Annotated in this window: 17 protein-coding genes; 11 read left to right on the forward strand and 6 right to left on the reverse strand. The window is 70.3% G+C overall.

Annotation, left to right across the window (positions count from 1 at the left end; all coding sequences use genetic code 11):
• A partial coding sequence (locus WBN91_RS34425) for a hypothetical protein (protein ID WP_337728495.1) occupies positions 1 to 209 on the reverse strand: 209 nt, incomplete at its 3' end.
• 33 nt (positions 210 to 242) lie between these two features.
• On the opposite strand from WBN91_RS34425, the gene WBN91_RS34430 reads away from it, so the two are divergent.
• Both WBN91_RS34430 and WBN91_RS34435 read left to right on the forward strand, forming a co-directional pair.
• Entirely contained in the window at positions 243 to 590 is a 348-nt protein-coding gene (locus WBN91_RS34430) for a helix-turn-helix domain-containing protein (RefSeq protein WP_337728496.1), read from the forward strand.
• Positions 591 to 612: 22 nt separating this feature from the next.
• On the forward strand, positions 613 to 1,617 hold the full coding sequence (locus WBN91_RS34435; RefSeq protein ID WP_337728497.1) for a DUF2330 domain-containing protein: 1,005 nt from the start codon (positions 613 to 615) through the stop codon (positions 1,615 to 1,617).
• Here the strand turns inward: WBN91_RS34435 and WBN91_RS34440 are convergent.
• From WBN91_RS34440 to WBN91_RS34450, 3 genes are all read right to left on the reverse strand, one after another.
• The gene (locus WBN91_RS34440; RefSeq protein WP_337728498.1) at positions 1,586 to 3,247 is read right to left on the reverse strand and encodes a flavin monoamine oxidase family protein; all 1,662 of its coding nucleotides are present in this window, start codon (positions 3,245 to 3,247) and stop codon (positions 1,586 to 1,588) included. The two genes, WBN91_RS34435 and WBN91_RS34440, sit on opposite strands and share 32 nt — an antisense overlap.
• Before the next feature lie 20 nt (positions 3,248 to 3,267).
• Positions 3,268 to 5,088 (reverse strand): thiamine pyrophosphate-binding protein, encoded by a 1,821-nt coding sequence (locus WBN91_RS34445; RefSeq protein ID WP_337728499.1) that lies wholly within the window; start codon positions 5,086 to 5,088, stop codon positions 3,268 to 3,270.
• Between the two features lie 249 nt (positions 5,089 to 5,337).
• On the reverse strand, positions 5,338 to 6,645 hold the full coding sequence (locus WBN91_RS34450) for an AAA family ATPase (RefSeq protein WP_337728500.1): 1,308 nt from the start codon (positions 6,643 to 6,645) through the stop codon (positions 5,338 to 5,340).
• A gap of 70 nt (positions 6,646 to 6,715) precedes the next feature.
• Between WBN91_RS34450 and WBN91_RS34455 the strand changes: the two genes are divergently transcribed.
• Positions 6,716 to 7,942 (forward strand): tetratricopeptide repeat protein, encoded by a 1,227-nt coding sequence (locus WBN91_RS34455; protein WP_337728501.1) that lies wholly within the window; start codon positions 6,716 to 6,718, stop codon positions 7,940 to 7,942.
• A 1-nt stretch (position 7,943) separates the two neighbouring features.
• On the opposite strand, the gene WBN91_RS34460 is transcribed toward WBN91_RS34455, so the two are convergent.
• A complete protein-coding gene (locus tag WBN91_RS34460) occupies positions 7,944 to 8,300 on the reverse strand; it encodes a BlaI/MecI/CopY family transcriptional regulator (protein WP_337728502.1) in 357 nt (118 codons plus the stop codon).
• Between the two features lie 264 nt (positions 8,301 to 8,564).
• Here WBN91_RS34460 and WBN91_RS34465 point away from each other — a divergent pair, with 264 nt between their 5' ends.
• The 7 genes from WBN91_RS34465 to WBN91_RS34495 are packed head-to-tail and all read left to right on the forward strand — an operon-like array spanning position 8,565 to position 15,470.
• Complete coding sequence (locus WBN91_RS34465) at positions 8,565 to 9,773, forward strand: MFS transporter (RefSeq protein WP_337728503.1); 1,209 nt, start codon at positions 8,565 to 8,567, stop codon at positions 9,771 to 9,773.
• A 26-nt stretch (positions 9,774 to 9,799) separates the two neighbouring features.
• Positions 9,800 to 10,645, forward strand: coding sequence for a cupin-like domain-containing protein (locus WBN91_RS34470; protein WP_337728504.1), 846 nt, complete (start codon positions 9,800 to 9,802; stop codon positions 10,643 to 10,645).
• Positions 10,642 to 11,853, forward strand: a complete 1,212-nt coding sequence (locus tag WBN91_RS34475) for an 8-amino-7-oxononanoate synthase family protein (RefSeq protein ID WP_337728505.1) — start codon at positions 10,642 to 10,644, stop codon at positions 11,851 to 11,853. Before WBN91_RS34470 ends, WBN91_RS34475 begins: the two co-directional genes overlap by 4 nt.
• Positions 11,850 to 12,701: an HpcH/HpaI aldolase/citrate lyase family protein gene (locus WBN91_RS34480; protein ID WP_337728506.1), complete on the forward strand. Its 852-nt coding sequence runs from the start codon at positions 11,850 to 11,852 to the stop codon at positions 12,699 to 12,701. The genes WBN91_RS34475 and WBN91_RS34480 overlap by 4 nt, the downstream gene beginning before the upstream one ends.
• Positions 12,698 to 13,561 (forward strand): acetaldehyde dehydrogenase (acetylating), encoded by an 864-nt coding sequence (locus WBN91_RS34485; protein WP_337728507.1) that lies wholly within the window; start codon positions 12,698 to 12,700, stop codon positions 13,559 to 13,561. The genes WBN91_RS34480 and WBN91_RS34485 overlap by 4 nt, the downstream gene beginning before the upstream one ends.
• Complete coding sequence (gene dmpG, locus WBN91_RS34490) at positions 13,558 to 14,562, forward strand: 4-hydroxy-2-oxovalerate aldolase (RefSeq protein WP_337728508.1); 1,005 nt, start codon at positions 13,558 to 13,560, stop codon at positions 14,560 to 14,562. Before WBN91_RS34485 ends, dmpG begins: the two co-directional genes overlap by 4 nt.
• The gene (locus tag WBN91_RS34495; protein WP_337728509.1) at positions 14,559 to 15,470 is read left to right on the forward strand and encodes an ornithine cyclodeaminase family protein; all 912 of its coding nucleotides are present in this window, start codon (positions 14,559 to 14,561) and stop codon (positions 15,468 to 15,470) included. The genes dmpG and WBN91_RS34495 overlap by 4 nt, the downstream gene beginning before the upstream one ends.
• Here the strand turns inward: WBN91_RS34495 and WBN91_RS34500 are convergent.
• Positions 15,448 to 15,933, reverse strand: coding sequence for a MaoC family dehydratase (locus WBN91_RS34500; RefSeq protein WP_337728510.1), 486 nt, complete (start codon positions 15,931 to 15,933; stop codon positions 15,448 to 15,450). The two genes, WBN91_RS34495 and WBN91_RS34500, sit on opposite strands and share 23 nt — an antisense overlap.
• Positions 15,934 to 16,013: 80 nt before the next feature.
• Between WBN91_RS34500 and WBN91_RS34505 the strand changes: the two genes are divergently transcribed.
• Positions 16,014 to 17,348, forward strand: coding sequence for a hypothetical protein (locus tag WBN91_RS34505; protein WP_337728511.1), 1,335 nt, complete (start codon positions 16,014 to 16,016; stop codon positions 17,346 to 17,348).
• Positions 17,349 to 17,458: the final 110 nt, after the last annotated feature.

A 17,458-nucleotide genomic window follows, 5' to 3' on the forward strand; every position in this document is an offset into this window, starting at 1 on the left:
TTCGGCTGCACCCGGGGAAATCTGTGGTAGCCCTTCGGGCAGGCCATACGGGGATGACGGAAGAAGCCCAAGTTGGGTTGTGCACGCGCTTCGCGCGTGCCGCTGAGGGAAAGCAAAACGCGCGCTTCACGCACGTTCGAGTGAAGGCGGGCCTGTGCTCCGGGGCGTTCGAGGCTGGTCGGCTGATTGGTTGCGCGCGTCGTGCGCATCACCCGTTTGGTGTGCGCAACTAGCATGGCGGTATGAGCTCGCACCGCCGCCGTCGTCCTGTGTCGCCGTTCTGGAGTTACCTCGAAGCTCGGATGGAAAGGGCCGGGTTGACGACCAGTGATCTTGTTCGTGCCGTTGGGGTGCACCGGAGTCGGCTCACTGACTGGCGGCGTGGGCGGTCGGTGAGTGTGGAGACTGCTCGGGCCTTGGCTGGGTTGTTCGGGGTGTCGTTGTTGGAGGTGTTGGTGGCTGCTGGGGTGATCAGTGCCGAGGAGGCTGATGCTCGGCCGTTGCGGGAGGCTGGGGCGGTCAGTGACGATCTGTTGTTGGTCGAGTTGCGGCGGCGGTTGGCTGCTCGGGAGGAGCAGGAACCTCGGTGACGGTTGCCGCGTCACAGGCGCCATGCGGATCGGGATCGTCCTTGTGCTGGTGGCCGTGTTGTCGACGGTCAGTCCAGGGGTGTCGGGGGCCTGTGCGTGTGGTGCGTTCGTGGCGGATCGGAAGCTGCAAGCGCAGCAGGAGACCGCGCTCGTCGAGTTGACCGGGCGGACCGAGGCGATCACCTTGGCCGTCCAAGCCCACTCGGACGCCTCCCAGGCCGCTTTCCTCATGCCGGTGCCCGCGCGGGCGCGGTTCGAGGTGGCGGAACCGGGGGTGTTCGTCGAGCTGGACCGGATCAGCCGGCCTGAGGTCCGGACCCGTCGGGTTGTCGTGGACGGGGACGGGATGGGTGGGGCGCCGCAGCAGCGTGGGGCGACCGTGGTGGACCACGTGGAGGTGGGGCCGTATGAGGTGGCCCAGCTTTCCGGGACCGACTCGTCGGCGGTTCAGCAGTGGCTGGGGGAGCATGGGTTCGTGCTGCCGACCGCGCTGGGTGGCGCGCTGACGCCCTACCTGGCGGAGAACTGGCTGGTGGTGGCGGTGCGATTGGCGCCGTCGTCGGGCAGCCTTGCGGATGGGTTGCCGCCGATGCGGGTGGTGTTCGAGACCGACGAACCCGTCTACCCGATGCGGTTGTCCGCCACCGCCGAGCGCGTGCAGCCGTTGCGGCTGTACGTCCTGGCCGACCACCGCGTGGACGTCGGCAACCCCGCGCCCAAGGGGCGGGAGCCCGAGCTGACCTTCGCCGGAACGGTCGACCGGAGTCCCGACCACCCGGAGCTGTCGGCGCTGCTGAGCGGGCCGCGCTTCCTCACCCGGTACGACGCCGAGTTCCGGCCCGACCTCATCGAGCACGACATCAAGATCACCCGATCGGCGACCGACGACCACCACCGCGCGGTGGTGGTCGTCACCGAGTACGTCCACAGGGACTGGACGTGGCTCTTCCTGGTCGTGGGCGGCCTTCTCCTGGCGGCCGGGGTGGTGGTGGCGGTCAGGGTCCGAAGTAGGTCACGTTCTTCGTGATCCACTCGGGGCGCTCGATCCCCAAGTGGTCGAACAGCACGTGCTCGGCCGTGGTCAGGCTGCCCTCGACCCAGCCCTGCACGCCGGAGTAGGTCTCGCCCGCGATGTACACCGGGGCGTCCTGGATGGGCTTGCGGATCTCCGGCATGGTCGCCGGCGCGTCCACCTGCGGCTCCCAGAAGTGCCAACCGCCGCCGTACGGGTCGAGGCTCCAGTCCGCGTAGGCGCCCCACTCGGTCTCCGGCACCTGCACCAGCGGGATGCCGTGAAGCAACGCCAGCTGCGCCCGCGCGTGGTAGATCATCAGCTTGGGCGCGCGGTGCAGCACCGGTGGCGGGTCGACGTGCTCGTCGGTGGGCATCTCGGCGACGGCGAGCTGCGCGACCATCTGCCGCACCATGTCGGAGAGCGTGTCGTCGTAGACCTTCTTCTCGTCGTCCGGGAACTCCAGGCCCCGCCAGAAGTCGACCGCGATCGAGTCGTCGTAGGAGGCCATGATCAGGCCGTGCGGCGGGCACGGCCCGGCACCCTCGCACGCGTCCGGCCGCAGGTAGTAGGTCTGCCGGATCGGCAGGTCGCTGACCGAGCGGCCGTGCTCGATGCGCTGGCCGCCGAACCCGTGGTCCTCCCACCACCGGTGGTCGAAGTACAGGAACAGCTTGAACGCCGGGTACGGCCGCACCGACCGGACCAGGCCGCGCAGGCGCGTGTTGTTGTGCAGGTCGAAGGTCTTGGTGGGGTGCAGCGACTCCAGCGCCGTCCGGGACATCGTGAGCACCAGGCGGTCGGTCGTGACCGGCGGCCGGGAGTCTTCGAACGTCAGTTCGACGCCGTGGCCGGTGTTGTCGAAGGAAGCGACACTCGATCCGGTGGAGATCACGTCGGGCGCCATCTCGCGCACTCGCTTCTCCAGGGTCCGCGGGATCTGGTCGTAACCCTCCGTGAGCGTGCGATACGCCGGATTGGTGGTGAAATCGAGTGAGATGCTCTGGAACGCCTCCGCTGCGTTCCAGTTCAGGGTGGGCGTGTAGTAGCCGAAGGCGTCGACGATGTACCGGTACGCCTCGGGCGAAAGAATGTCGTAGATGAGGTTCCAGAAACCCACCTTCCACAGGTTCTGGCCTTTGTAGAAGAGGTTTTTCTTCAGTTCGTCCCAGCCTTCCCACGTGGTGGGTGGCGTGGGGACGCCGTTGGCCGCCAGCACCTGGTTCACCAGGTCGTTGAGCAGGTCGAACGGGCTTTTGCCCTGCTCGTTGTCCTTGAGCATGTACCGGGTGTTCGCGGTGTGCACGTCACCGGCCGCCATGCGGAGGCCGCGCAGGCTCCAGATCAGGCCCGGACCCTCCGTGAAGAACGGGATGTCCTGCGGCCCGAGGCCGAGTTCCCCGATCAGCGCGCTGACCAGTTTCTGGCCAGAGAAGAACCGCATCCCGCCCAGTTCGGCGCGCAGGCCGGCGTGGTCGCCCAGCGGTTTCCACGTCAGGAGTCGCCCGCCGAGCCGGTCGGTGGCCTCGTACAGCCTGACGCGCGGGAAATTCGGCTTGGTGCTCTCCAGGATGCGCCACGCGGTGTAGAGGCCGGTGACGCCGCCGCCGACGATCACGTAGTCGTAGTGCTCCGGGTTGCTCACGGCAACCTCCTAGGGTCTCTCTACGGGATGAACACCGTCTCGTCGAACCAGTCCGGGTTCTTCTTGCACGACGGGGGGAGCTGCTTGCTCGTGCGCACCTCCACGACGTGGGACCGGGCGGGACCGCCGACACCGCGGACGATGTCGAGGCCCTTGGCCAGCGCGGGTTCCACGTCGTGCGGGTCGGTCACGCGGGCGCCGGAGACGCCGTACCCCGCGGCGAGCGTCACGAAGTCCACGGCGGGCGGTGGTGGCAGGCGCAGGTACGCGGCGTCGCCGGTGGTGTGCCAGTCGTAGACCTCGCCGATCTCGTTGAGACCGCCGATGAGCGTCTTGTACTCCTGGTTGTTCAGCACCACGAACAGCACCGCCAGGTCGAGCTTCGCGGCCGTCCACCAGCACTGCGGGTAGAACAACGCGGAGCCGTCGCCGACGACGTTGACCACCGTGCGGTCGGCGCCCGCGCCCAGCCGGGTGCCCAGCGCGGCGGGCATCGAGTAGCCCAGCGACCCGCCCTGCCCGACGAAGTAGCTGGTGGGGCCGTCGAACCTGAGGTGCTTCTGGAAGTAGCCGGAGTCCGACACGGCCTCGTTGACCAGGGTCAGCCGCAGCCCGGGGTCCTTGTCCTGCAACGACCTCAGCGCGATGGCGACATCCTCGCCGGTGATCTCGTCCAGCCGCAGCGCGACCTCGGCCACCCGCCGCTCCCGCTGCCGCACCCGCTCGTCGGACGGCGCGAGCAGCGTGTCGAGGGGCGCGACCTCGACCCGGCGCAGTGCCGCGACTTCGTTGGTGATCAAGGGAAGCGTGGCCTTGATGTCACCGAGGACCGCGGCCTCGCCGTAGTGGTTCTTGCCGATCTGCCACGGGTCGTTGTGCAGGTAGACCTGGCGGACGTGCTCGGGGATGAGCGGGCCGAGGTCCCAGTCGAACACCACGAGCTGCGCCTGGGCGTTGAACCCGCACAGGAAGGCCACGTCCTTGTCGGCGAACTTCTCCTGCATGCACTGCTGGAGGCCGGGCAGCTCGCCCTGCCAGTCGCTGTCCTGGTTGTTGTAGTTCATGTAGCTGCTCAGCGGTTCGCTGAAGACCTCCACGGTGCTCGGCAACGCGTCGGCCAACGCCGCCACCTCGGCCCACGCGTCCGCCGCGCCCACGCCGTCACCGACGACGATGACCGGGTTCGCGGCGCCGGCGAGGACTTCGGCGGCCTGGGTGATGCCCGCGCGGTCCCCGGTGAACCGCGGTGCGACCACCGTGAACCGGCCGGCGTCCGGGTCGCGCGCGGGCGCGATGGTGAACTCCCACGGGATCGAGAGGAACACCGGCCCGTGCGGCGGGCTCAGCGCGACCTTGAGCGCCCGCTGCATCGCCATGCCGATCTCGTCGGGTCCGCGGACCTCGTAGGACCACTTGGTGAACTGGCGGGCGACCTGGACCAGGTCGGACTCCAGCAGTGGCTCCTGGATCAGCAGGTTGCTGTGCTGCTGGCCGCAGAGGACCAGGAGCGGGACGTGCGACTTGGCGGCGTTGTAGAGGTTGCCCAGGCCGTGGCCGATGCCCGGGGTCACGTGCAGCAGCACGACCCCCGGCCGCCCGGAGGCCCGTGCGTACCCCATCGCGGCCCCGACCGCGATGTTCTCGTGCAGGCAGGGCACGTAGTGCACGCCGTTGGCGGGCACGTCGGTGCCGTCGATGATCGGGATCTCGTTGGTGCCGGGTACGCCGAAGAGCCGGTCCACCCGCGCGGTGCGGAGGTAGTCGAAGACGACGTCCCGGCCGAGCTTGGCGGGGATCGGTTGGCGTGGTGCGACGAGTTCCGGTTCCCTGAGTGTGGTCAACGCGGCCGTCCTTTCGGGCAGGCTCGGGAGACCCCTCGTGGTGGAGGGGTCGCGAAGGTCCACAGTGGACGTGATGGGTGAGCTCGCTGCGGCAGCCGGACTTGCGCCGCACTACGGCCGTGTCAACCCGGTGTACCAGCCCTCACCGGACGGCGGGAGGGGCAGGAGAGCGCGTACCTCCGGGGAGCGAGGCGACCACCTGACTGAGTGACATCAGAGGTGGTACCGGCTCCGGAGCGCCACCGTCGGTCAGCGGCGGCGCTTCTTCAGGTAAGCAGCCAGTTCGTCGTATGCGCCGGCGTCGTTGCCGTAGAGCGCGTAGTTGCGCGCCGTCTCCATCCACTCGCCGATGCTCGGCCGCACCGAGCGGGCCGCGTCCTGCAAGTGCCGTTGCGTGATGGGCGAGTGCCGTCCCGACGACATGGTCTCGTCGAGGGCGTTCTCCGTCGCCTGCTCGCAGATCAGCGCCAGGTCCGCGCCCGACATGCCCTCCGTCGCCTTGGCGATCTTGCCCAGGTCCAGCCGTTCGGTCGGCCGTCCCCGCAGGTGGAACCGCAGGATCGCCTCCCGGGCCTCGGTGTCCGGCGGCAGCACCAGGACGCTCCGGTCGAAGCGTCCCGGGCGCAGCAGGGCCGTGTCGATGTCCCACGGGTGGTTGCTGGCGGCCAGCACGAAGACGCCCTCGTTGTCGGTGCTGGCCCCGTCCAGCTCGGCCAGCATCTGGTTCACGACCCCGCGCATGGACGTCCCGCCGGCGCGCAGGTTCGAGCGCTTCTGGCCCAGTGCGTCCATCTCGTCGAAGAACAGGACGCACGGGCGGTTGCGGCGGGCGGTGTCGAAGATGGAGTGGAGGTTGCGTTCGCTGCTGCCGATCCACATGTCCAGGACGTCGTTCAGGCCGATCTCGTAGAAGTTCGCGCCCAGTTCACCGGCCAGGGCCCGCGCGATCAGCGTCTTCCCGCAGCCGGGCGGTCCCCACAGCAGCAGGCCGCCGCGCAGGGACTTGCCGAACCGCAGGCTCAGCTCCGGGTTGCGCAGCGGCGCGAGGAACGACAGCTCCAGGCGCTTCTTGACCTCCGCCAGGCCGCCGATGTCGGCCAGCGTCACGCCGGTCGGTCCCACGGGTGGTTCGGTCATGGCCTCGCCGGCCGCCCACTGCTGGAGGATCTCGTCGGCGGTGTCCGGCACGGCCGACGCGCGCACCGGGGGCGGGCTCGATGAAGGCGGGCTGGCGGGAGGCAGGCTCGATGAAGGCGGGCTGGCGGGAGGCAGGCTCGAGGAAGGTGGGCTCGCGGGAGGCGGGCTCAGGGCGTCGGCCAACCGGCCGTACGACACGGCCTTGGCGTCGTCGCCGACGGCACGCGCGGCAGCGGCGGCGGTGCGCAGGGCGTCCACGTGGTCCGGGACGGCGGACAGGACGGTCGTCGCCTGGTGCAGGGCCTCGTCCGGGCGGCCGGCCTCGAGGAGCAGTCGGGCGACGTGGGCGCGGACCGCGTGGTTGTCGGGGTCCGCGGTCAGCGCGCCGAGCAGGGCCTGGATCACCGGGTCGTCCGTCACGCGGCGTAGGGTACCCGTTCGGATCCGGGGTGACCTGCGGATTCGAGGCGGTCGACGCGGGGGGCGAAGGATGACTGGCGAGACGGACGCCGCGGTCCGGCGCGGACGGGTGCTGTTGGACCTGGGACGGGCGCGGGAGGCCGAGGCGTTGTTCCGGACCGCGCTCGCGGCCGACCCCGGCGACCCCGTCCTGCACACGCTGCTCGCACGCGCCCTGCTCCGGCAGGAGAAGTACCCGGAGGCCCGGGACGCCGGCCGCACGGCGCTGGCCGCCGCACCGGAGTACGTCCTGGCGCACTCGACGCTGGCCGCGGCGCTGGCCGGCCTCGGTGAGCACGCCGCCGCCCTGGACGCCGTCCGCGACGGTCTGGGGCTGGAGCCGGAGGCCGCCGGTCTGCACGTGCAGGAGGCGTACGTCCTGATGGCGCAGCGCCGCAACGCCGAGGCGCTGGACAGCACCCGTCGCGCCCGCATGCTCGCCCCGGACGACGCCGACGTCGCCGCGGCCCAAGCCGCCGCCCTGCTGGAGTTGCAGCGCCTGGACGAGGCGGAAGCGGCCGTGCACGACGCCCTGCGGCTCGACCCGCAGAACCTCGACGCGCACCGGGTCCGCGGCCTCCTCGCGCTGCGGCGCGGCGGTGGTCGCCCGGCCGTGCAGGCGCACCGCACCGCGATGCGGCTCGACCCCACCGACGAGGGCATCCGCGAGGGCCTGTCCTACGCCCTCAAGTCCCGCAACCCGCTCTACGGCCTGCTGCTGCGCATGAGCATGTGGCTCAACGCCCAGCCCAAGGCGTTGCGCTGGGGTTTCCTGCTGCTGCCGTTCCTGCTGACCCGCCTGCTGCGGCCGTTCGAGGGCGAGCTCTGGGCGGACGTCCTGCTGGTGGTCGTGGTGGCGCTGGTGCTGCTGAGCTGGACGCTGGAACCGCTGATGAACCTGGTCCTGCTGTGCACCCGGGACCGCCACCTGCTGACCCGGGCCGCCCGCCTGGCCACCTTCCGGTTCGTGGCGTTTGCGGGCGCGGCGATCGCCGTGGCCGTCCTCGGCACGGTCTGGGGTCCGTCGCGCCTGCTCAGCCTCGCCTTCGGGCTGGGCCTGTGGGCGATGGCGGTCGGGTCCGCGCACGCCCTGGCCGCGAAACCGCGCCGGATCCTGGTGACCGGGTCGTGGGTCGCGGGCGCGGTGGCCGTGCTCGCGTTCGCGGCCACGGTCGGTGGCGTGAGCGGCGCCGTCCCGGCCGTGATGCTGGTGTTCCTCAGCGGGATCGCGGCGACCTGGTTCGCCGTGCTGAGTTGAGTCACTTCCGGCGCTTGCGCGGCAAGGCCCTGCGCAGCAGTTCCGTCTCCCGCTCCGACGCCGACCGGGCGAAGTGCAGCAGCACGCCCTCGGGGTCCCCGGAGGTGGACAGCACCTCGCGCACCGCGTTGGCCGCCGCTTCCGCCCGGCCCACCGCCGGTTCGTAGCGGTAGGCCTTGCCGTCGAGCTCGCGCTGGACCCACCCCTTGCGGTGCAGGTTGTCCAGCACGGTCATCACGGTGGTGTACGCGAGCGGTCTGTCCAGCCTTTCGAGGACGTCCCGGACCTTCATCGTCGTCCCGGACGCACTCCACAGCACGTCCATGACCGCGCTCTCCAACTCGCCGAGCCCGTGCATCACGCCCCCCTTCGCCCCCCGCTCGACATGCTACCGAGGGGCGCGAGGAAATGATCAACGGGTCCGGAAATAGCTATTCCGACAATCGGGTGAAACCATTCGTATGATGCCGTTCGGACGCCCGTAGGCCTGCCTTTGCGGGCGTTGACACCCCAGTGTGACCTGCATAACATGGCGAGCCGCTACCTGGGCGGAAGGGGTGTCGCGGCAAGCCGGTAGAGGTGCGGAAAGAGGTCCTCGAACGTCTGCGGAAAAGGGGGAGCGGTGTCGCGGACCAATTCCGGGTTCGGGGCCTATTCACGTTTGCTGCGCGTGCCCGGCGCGGTCGCGCTCGGATTCTGGGGGATGGTCGGCCGGTTCCCGATCGCGATGCGACCGCTCAGTTGCCTGCTGCTGATCTCCGCCGTCACCGGGACGCTGGGCGACGCGGGCGTGGTGGCGGCGGCGATGGTCCTCGCGCAGGGCGTCGCCAGTCCGGCGTTGGGTCGGCTCGCCGACCGGGTCGGTCAACGGCGGGTGCTGCTCACGGCGTGCGCCGCGCACGCGACGGCGATCACGCTGCTGGTGGTGGCGATCCTGCTCGACGCGCCGCTGTGGCTGCTGGTCACCGCCGCCGCGGCCACCGGGGGCGCGTCGGTGTCGTTCACGTCGTTCGTGCGGGCGCGCTGGACGGCGATGGTGGACCACGGCGTGCTGCGCACCGCGTTCGCGCTGGAGTCCGTGCTGGACGAGACGATCTTCCTGCTCGGGCCGCTGCTGGTCACCGCGCTCGCGGTCGTGCACCCGGCGGCCGGGCTGGTCGCGTGCGCGGTGCTGACCACGACCGGGTCCGTGGCGGTCGCCCTGCACCGCCGGTCCGAGCCCAGGCCCGCGCCGACCTCCGAACCGCCGCCGCGCGCGATCGGCGTCCCGGGCGTGCAGGTGCTGATGGTCTCCTACGCGGGCATGGGTTTCCTGCTCGGCGCGGTCGACGTCACGATGGTCGCGTTCGCCCGCGAGTGGTCGGTGCCGGCGCTGGGTGGGGTGTTCCTGTCCCTGACGGCGGTCGGCAGCCTCGTCGCCGGCGTGGTCTTCGGCGCGGTGGACGCGAAGCTCCCGCCGGCGCGGCTGTTGGCGGTCACGACCGGCGTGCTGGCGCTGGGTGCGATCCCCCTGGCCTTCGCCGGTTCTCCGCTGGTGATGGGTTTCCTCGCTGTGCTCGCGGGGGTGGCGATCGCGCCCGCGCTCATCACCGGCAGCACGCTGCTGGAGTCGTTGGCGCCCAAGGGTTCCCTGTCGGAGGGGTTCTCGTGGCTGACCAGCGCGGGCGCGTTGGGCATCGCCTCGGGCACGGCGGTGGGCGGGCAGCTGGCCGACGGGGGTTTCCAGCGCTCGGCGTGGGTGGCGGTCGGCGGCGGGGTGCTGGCCCTGGCGCTCAGCGTCGGCGGGCAGGCGGCGCTGCGCCCGCGGCAAGCGGAAACGACAGCCCAGTGAATGACCGCACAGTGAGGAGTGCAGCCATGAGCACAGCACGCGACGCGGGCTTACCGGTGCCGCGCCTGTCGTTCGAGGAGTTCACCGCCTTCGGCCGGGAGGCGCTGATCCGGGCCGACGTCCCGGTGGTGGTCACCCTGCCCGACAGCGTGCAGGGCCTGGGCCGCGAGGGCGTGGCCGAACGCCTGGGGGACATGCGGGTCACCCTGTTCACCGAGCCCAGCGACAAGAACAACTCCCAGCGCTGGACCACCCGCGAGATCGAGCTGCGCGAGTTCTTCGACGACGAGCGCTACCTGAACGACCCGAGCACGTGGAACCGGATCGTCTCCAACATCCGCAACAGCCCGCGGGACGTCAACGCGATCCTCGGCTTCGACGCCGCCGCCCTGTTCGACTACCAGCGCTCGCTCAACGCCGCCAACCTGTGGATCAGCCACAAGGGCGTGTTCACCCAGAGCCACTTCGACGAGCTGGAGAACTTCAACATCGCGCTGGAGGGCCGCAAGCGGTTCGTCCTGGCCCCGCCCGGCTCGTTCGAGTACTACCCGCGCTCGATCCGGCGCGGCTTCGGCGACAAGTCGCAGGCGTTCGACTTCGACGACGTGGACGCACGCCGCTTCCCCAAGCTCGTCGCCAAGCTCGCCCAGCGCCGCGAACTGGTCCTGGAACCCGGCCAGATGCTGTACCTGCCGCTGGGGTGGTGGCACCAGGCGGAGTCGTTGGCGGACATGAACATCAACATGAACTTCTGGCTGCGCGACCCGAAGATCTTCCGCCGCCCGTACGTGCTGGGGGTCGCCCTCTACACGGCCCTGTACCGCAAGCTCAAGGGCGTCTACAACTACCAGCCCGCCGAGGCCGCCCGATGAGGGACATCGCCCCGACCCACCGCTACCGCAACAACGACAAGGCCATCGGCGTCGGCAACGCGTTCTGGGACATGTCCGAGCAGAACGGTCTGGCCGGGATCGTCGCCGAGCTGGAGGACGGTGTCCTGCGCACCGCCGAGGGGCACGAGTTCGTCAACTTCACCTGCTGCTCCTACCTCGACCTCGACTCCCACCCCGCGGTGATCGAGGGCGCGATCGCCGCGCTGCGCCGCTTCGGCGTGCTGGACCACTGCATCCCGCGCAGCCGCGTGCAGATCCCGGCCCTGCTGGAGCTGGAGGCGTCGCTGGGGGAGCTGTTCGGGGCGGACGTGGTCAGCGCGATCTCCGCCGGGGTGGCCAGCGCGGGCCTGCTGCCGCTGATCGCCTCCGGCCACCTGGGCAACGGGGTCCGGCCGCTGATGGTGTTCGACAAGAACTGCCACGTGTCGATGGCCGGCGCGAAGCCGTCGTGCGCCGACGAGACGGAGGTGGTCTCCTGCGACCACCACGACGTCGGCTTCCTGGAAGACATGTGCAAGCAGTACCGGCGGGTCTGCTACGTCGTGGACGGCTCGGACAGCCTGGGTGGGTACGCGCCCGTGCGGGAACTGGCCGTGTTGCAGGAGAAGTACGGCCTGCTGGTCTACTACGACGACTCGCACTCGATCTCGGCGTACGGGGAACGCGGCATCGGGTACGTCCGCACCCACAGCCCGGTGCTGGACGAGCGGACGATCACCGTGGCGACGCTGAACAAGGCGTTCGGCACCAGCGGCGCGGCGATCATGCTGGACGGCTACCCCAAGCAGGTGCTGCGGATCGTGGAGCGGTTCGCGGGCGCGTTGAGCTACTCGCAGCCGATGAACACCGCCGCCGTGGGCGCTTCCCTGGCCTCGGCGGAGATCCACCGCACGCCCGAGCTGGGGCTGTTGCAGAAGCGTTTGTACGCCAACATCGAGCTGTTCGACTCGTTGATGAAGACCGAGCAGTCCGGCACCACCTACCCGATCCGGGTCGTGCCGGTGAGCGACGAGACCGTGGTGGCGGCCGGGCGGCGGGTGTTCGAGGCCGGGTTCTACGTGTCGCCGGTGTTCTTCCCGATCGTCGCGCGCGGCACCGCCGGGTTGCGGGTGATGCTGCGCGCCGGCCAGACCGAGGAGCAGATCCGGGCGCTGTGCGCGGTCCTCGGGGAGGCGACGGCGGCATGAGGGCGATTCCGCGCAGCATCCTGTACACGCCGGCGTTGTCGCTGGACCGGGTCGTGAAGGCGTGGTCGTACGACGCCGACGTGCACCTGGTCGACCTGGAGGACGGCGTGCCCGTCCCGGACAAGCCCGCCGCCCGCGCGGTCTGCCTCGCGGCGCTGGAGAAAGCGCCCGAGCCGCGCAACATCGCCGTGCGGATCAACAACCTGGGCACGATCGAGGCCGTGCGGGACGTCGTCATGCTCACCGAATCGCCGGTCACACCGGGGATCGTCATGATGACGATGGTCGATTCGGCCGTAGAAGTGGCTCTACTGCGCGACATGCTCGCCTCCGCCGGCGTGCGGCCCGAGATCTACGTGACCCTGGAGACGCCCGCGGCGGTCTCCGCGGTCGACGCCATCGCAGAGGCGGCCGACGGCCTGGTGCTGGGCTCTGCCGACCTCGCCGCGACCCTGGGCGTCGAGATCACGTGGGCGGGCATGGCGTCGGCCCGGCAGGCGATGGCGCTGGCCTGCGCCCGCCACGGCACGGCGTGCATCGACACCGCCAACTTCCGCCTCGCCGAACCGGCCGTCCTGGCCGACGAGATCGACCGGATCCGCGAACTCGGCTTCCACGGCAAGGCCACCGTGCACCCGGCCGAGCTGCCCGCGATCAACTCCGCCCTGCGACCCGACCCCGGGCGGCTGGCGCACGCCCGGCGCGTCACCGAGGCCGTGCACGCTGCCGGCGGCGGGATCGCCGTGCTGGACGGCGCCATGATCGGCCCGCCCTTCGCCCGCCTGGCCGCCGCCACCGTGGCCGCCGGCGAGGCCTGGACCGCCCGCTTCGGGGGTGGTGCGCGATGACCCGCGTGGCGGTGATCGGCACCGGGGCCATCGGCCGCGACCTGGTGAGCAAGGTGCACCGGTCGCCGGTGCTGGAGTGCGCCCTGGTGGCCGGCCGCAACCCCGACTCCGAGGGCCTGCGGCACGCCGCCGGGCTCGGCTACCCGACCTCGTCCGGCGGCATCGACGCCGTCCTCGCCGCCGGGCCGTTCCCGATCGTCTTCGACGCCACGAACGCCCTGTCCCACCACGAGCACTGGCAGCGGCTCAAGGACGCCGACACCCTGCTGGTGGACCTCACGCCCAGCCGCGTCGGCGACATGGTCGTCCCCACGGTCACCGGGACCCGGCCGACCACCCGGGACGTCAGCCTGATCAGCTGCGGCGGACAGGCGTCGATCCCGGTCGCGCACGCGCTCGCGGGCCGGTTCCCGGTGTCCTACCTGGAGGTCGTGTCCACGGTCGCGAGCCGCATCGCGGGCCGGGCGACCCGGCTCAACCTGGACGAGTACGTGGCCACCACCCAGGCCGCGCTCACCGCGTTCTCCGGTGTGCGGGACACCAAGGCGATCCTCAACATCAGCCCGGCCGTGCCGCCCGCCACGTTCCGCACCGCCGTCCACGCCGTCGTCCCCGACGCACCGGCCGACGAGGTCCGCGCGGTGGTCGCCGAGGCCGCCGAGCGGGTGCGGTCCTTCGCGCCGGGCTACCGGGTGTTGGCGTGCGAGGTGCACGGCGACCGGGTGGTGGTGTCGCTGGAGGTCGCCGCGGACAGCGAGGTGCTGCCCCGCTACGCCGGGAACCTCGACATCATCAACTCGGCCGCCATCCTGGTCGCCGAGCAGCACGCGGCCCGGCTCGCGGTGGGGGTGGGCGGATGAGACCGGTGACGGTCCACGACCCGACCCTGCGCGACGGCCAGCACGCCGTCAAGCACCAGCTCAGCGCATCGGCGTTGCGCGGCTACGCGGAGGCGGCCGACGCGGCGGGCGTGCCGGTGGTCGAGGTCGGGCACGGCAACGGGCTCGGGGCGTCCTCGCTCCAGGTCGGCCGGGCCGCCGTGAGCGACGACGTGATGCTCTCGACCGTGCGGGAAGCGTTGCGGCACAGCCGGATGGCCGTGTTCATGCTGCCCGGCTGGGGCACGTCCGACGACCTGCGCAAGGCCCTCGCGCATGGCGCGGACGTGGTCCGCATCGGCGTGCACTGCACGGAGTCCTCATTGGCCGAGCGGCATCTGGAGTTCCTCGCGGGCAACGGCGCGGAGGCGCACTGCGTGCTCATGATGAGCCACATGGCCTCGCCCGCCGAACTGGCCGAACACGCGGCGGCGGTCGTCGGGTACGGCGCGCGGGGCGTGGGGATCATGGACTCGGCGGGCCACTTCCTGCCGCGGGACGTCGGCGAGCGGATCGGGGCCATCGCCGCCGCCGTGGACGTGCCGGTGATCTTCCACGGCCACAACAACCTCGGCATGGCCGTGGCGAACTCGGTGGCCGCCGCCGAGGCGGGCGCGACGATCATCGACGCCTGCGCGCGGGGATTCGGCGCGGGCGCGGGCAACACCCAACTGGAGGTCTTGGTGCCCGTGCTGGAGCGCACCGGGTTCGCCACCGGCATCGACCTGTACGCGCTGCTGGACGCGGCGGAGTTCGCCGAGCGGGAGCTGATGCCCGCGCCGCCGACCACGGGGTCGTCGAGCATCGTCAGCGGCCTGGCCGGCGTGTTCTCGGGGTTCCGGCAGCCCGTGCTGGAGGCGTCCGCGCGCGCCGGCGTGGACCCGCGCGACGTGTTCTTCGAGCTGGGGCGGCGGCAGGCGATCGCCGGTCAGGAGGACCTCATCGTGGACGTGGTGGCGGACCTGCGGGAGGCCGCCCAATGATCACCGCACGGTTGACGACCGACCCGGAAGCCCAGGCCCGCGTCATCGAAGCGCTGGCCGAGGCGTTCGCCGACCTCTCCGCCGGCCGCACCCGTTCGCCCTCCCGCACCGTCGTCGAACACGGTCCCCACCGCCAACTCCTGACCGGCACGGCGGTGTGGGAACGACGTGGCGTGGCCACCGTCAAGATCACCACCATCACCCCCGACAACCCCACTCGCGGCCTACCCCTCATCCACGGCGTGGTCCTCTTGGTCGACCTCGACACCGGCCGCGTCACCGCCCAGTACGACGGCGCGGACCTCACCGCCCTCCGCACCGGCGCCACCGCCGCCCTCGCCACCCGCTTGTGCGCCCCCGAAGACGCCACCGAACTGGCGATCATCGGCGCCGGCGTCCAAGCCCGCGCCCTGGTCCAGGCCATCGCCACCGTCCGCCCCATCCGCACGATCCGCGTCCACTCCCGCACCCGCCCCACCGCCTTCGCCGCTTGGGTCCGCGAGACCCACGGCTGTGAGGTCGTGCTGGACGACAACGCAAAAAATGCGGTCAAAGATGTACCGATCGTCTGCACCGCTACATCCACCGACGACTCCACACCCCTCCTCGACGCCGCGTGGATCGCCGAGGGCGCACACGTCAACGTCATCGGCGGCACCCACGAGAACGCCGTGGAACTCGACCCCGAACTCCTCTCGCGAGCTTTCGTCGTCGTGGAGCAGAAAGAGGCCGCCCTGGCGGACGCCGGCGAGATCCGTGCCGCCCGCCTGACTCCGGCCGACCTGCACGAGATCGGCACCATCACCGGCCGCCCACCCGGCAGCACTTCGGTGTTCCGCAGCGTCGGAATGCCCATCGAGGACACCGCCGCCGCAGCGGCGTTGTTCAGCCGCGACACCGAACCATGAAGGAGCGCTCGAACACGATCACCGTCTCGCCGGTCGACTTCGTCCCCGTGGTCTCCACGGTGACGATCCCGTTGCCCGGCCGCGACTTCGACAACCGCTTGGCCAGGATGCGACTGGTCGCGTAGAGCGTGTCACCGACGAACACGGGTTCCTTCAACCGAACCCGGTCCCACCCGAGGTTGGCCACCGCCCGCGCGGACAGCGCCTGCACCGTCATGCCGCCGACCAGGCACAACGTGATACCGCTGTTGACCAGCACCCGTCCGTACTCCGCTTGGGCGCCGTAGTGGGTGTCGAAGTGCAGCGGGTGCTGGTTCATGGTGAGCAGGGTCAGCCAGGTGTTGTCGGTTTCGGAGATCGTGCGGCCCGGCCAGTGCCGGATCACCATGCCCGGCTCGAAGTCCTCGTAGTCGCCGCCGTGCTCCTCGACGAACTCGTTGTCCCCGACGCGGCGCAGGGTCATCACGGGCTCCTTCCCGAGCGGTGTCCGAAAACCGTACAGTCGTTGCCTGCCACAGTGGACGGACCGATTCGGGGGACCCCGTGACCACCACCCACCCTTGGTTCGGCACCCACCACCTCCCCCCGGCGGCCCCCGCCGACACCATCCGGGACTTGCTCCGAACCGGCATCCGCGACACGGGCTGGCCCTACCAACCCTTCCTCCCGGCCGCCCCCATAGCCATCCCCCGAAGCTCGTACGCCGAACTCTTCCGCACCACAGCCGCCCTCCTGGACCTGATCCGCCGCACAGCCCTGGAATCCGCCCCCACCACCGCAGAACGCCTGGCCGCGTACCGCATGCCCGAGTCCGAACACCAACTCTTCCTGGCCGACCAGTTCCTGGAGGAGCGCTACGCAGCCTGCGTAACCCGCCCAGACATCGTCATCGGCCCGAACGGCCCTCAGTTCCTAGAGTTCAACGTCAGCGGCGCCTTGGGCGGCCCAGTAGAAACCCACTGCCGCCTAGAGGTCTGGCGCACCCTCTACGAGACCGACGCAGGCACGGTCCCCTTCGACACTCAAAGCCCTTTCGCCACTCGCGCAGAAATGTTCCGCCACCTGAGCCAGGAGCTGGGCGTCAAGCCAAGGGTGGCCATCGTAGGCAGCACAAGAGACCAGGGCGTCACCTCAACCCGCTACTTCGACATAGAAGCCGACTACTTCAACACCCAAGGCCTCACTGCCAGATTCTTCGAACCAGAAGACCTCCACGAGGCCTGGGACTGCCCACCCCACCTCCGCTACCCGTTGGGCCTACGCAACTTCACCATCCCGGACTGGCAGGAGTTGGGCATAGACACCACTCCGGTTCAGACGGCCCTGGACCAGGGTTGCCTCCTGGTAGGCACCCAGACATCAACCTTCTTGTCTAGCAAACTCACAATGGGCATGCTCTCAGAAGGCCGCCCCTGGATGACCACAGCAGAACGCACCTTGGTAACCCGCTACCTACCGTGGACCCGAATCCTGTCAGACCGCAAAACCACGTGGGAGGACCGAAAGATCGACTTGGTCCCGTTCGCGGTGGAACACAAGGACACCCTGGTCCTCAAGGAGGGCTTGGGCATGAGCGGCAAACAGGTAACCCTGGGCCACGAGACGTCGGAACAGGCCTGGGAAGCCGCCATCCACAGAGCAGCCACCGAGGCCACAAGCATCGTGCAGAAGTACGTAGAACCCCAAACCTGCACCCTGTCCATGATCGCCGACAACACCAACGAGCCCTACACAACACAGGTAGCCCCAGTCCTGGGCCCACTCCTCTTCGGGGGCAGGCCGGCGGGCCTGTTCACCAGGTTCTTCGGCGACGGCCGAAGGGGCATAGTCAGCGTCATGGGCACCAACAGCTCCGACAACTGCGCCGTAGCCATCTAGCCACAACCCCACCCTTGCGCCCGCAGGGCGCGCTTTCCTTTGGGCTCGCGCAGCAGACCTCCCAACTTGGGCTTCTTCCGTCATCCCCGTATGGCCTGCCCGAAGGGCTA

Source organism: Saccharothrix sp. CCNWYY140 (genome assembly GCF_037401995.1).
Classification (GTDB): Bacteria; Actinomycetota; Actinomycetes; order Mycobacteriales; family Pseudonocardiaceae; genus Actinosynnema.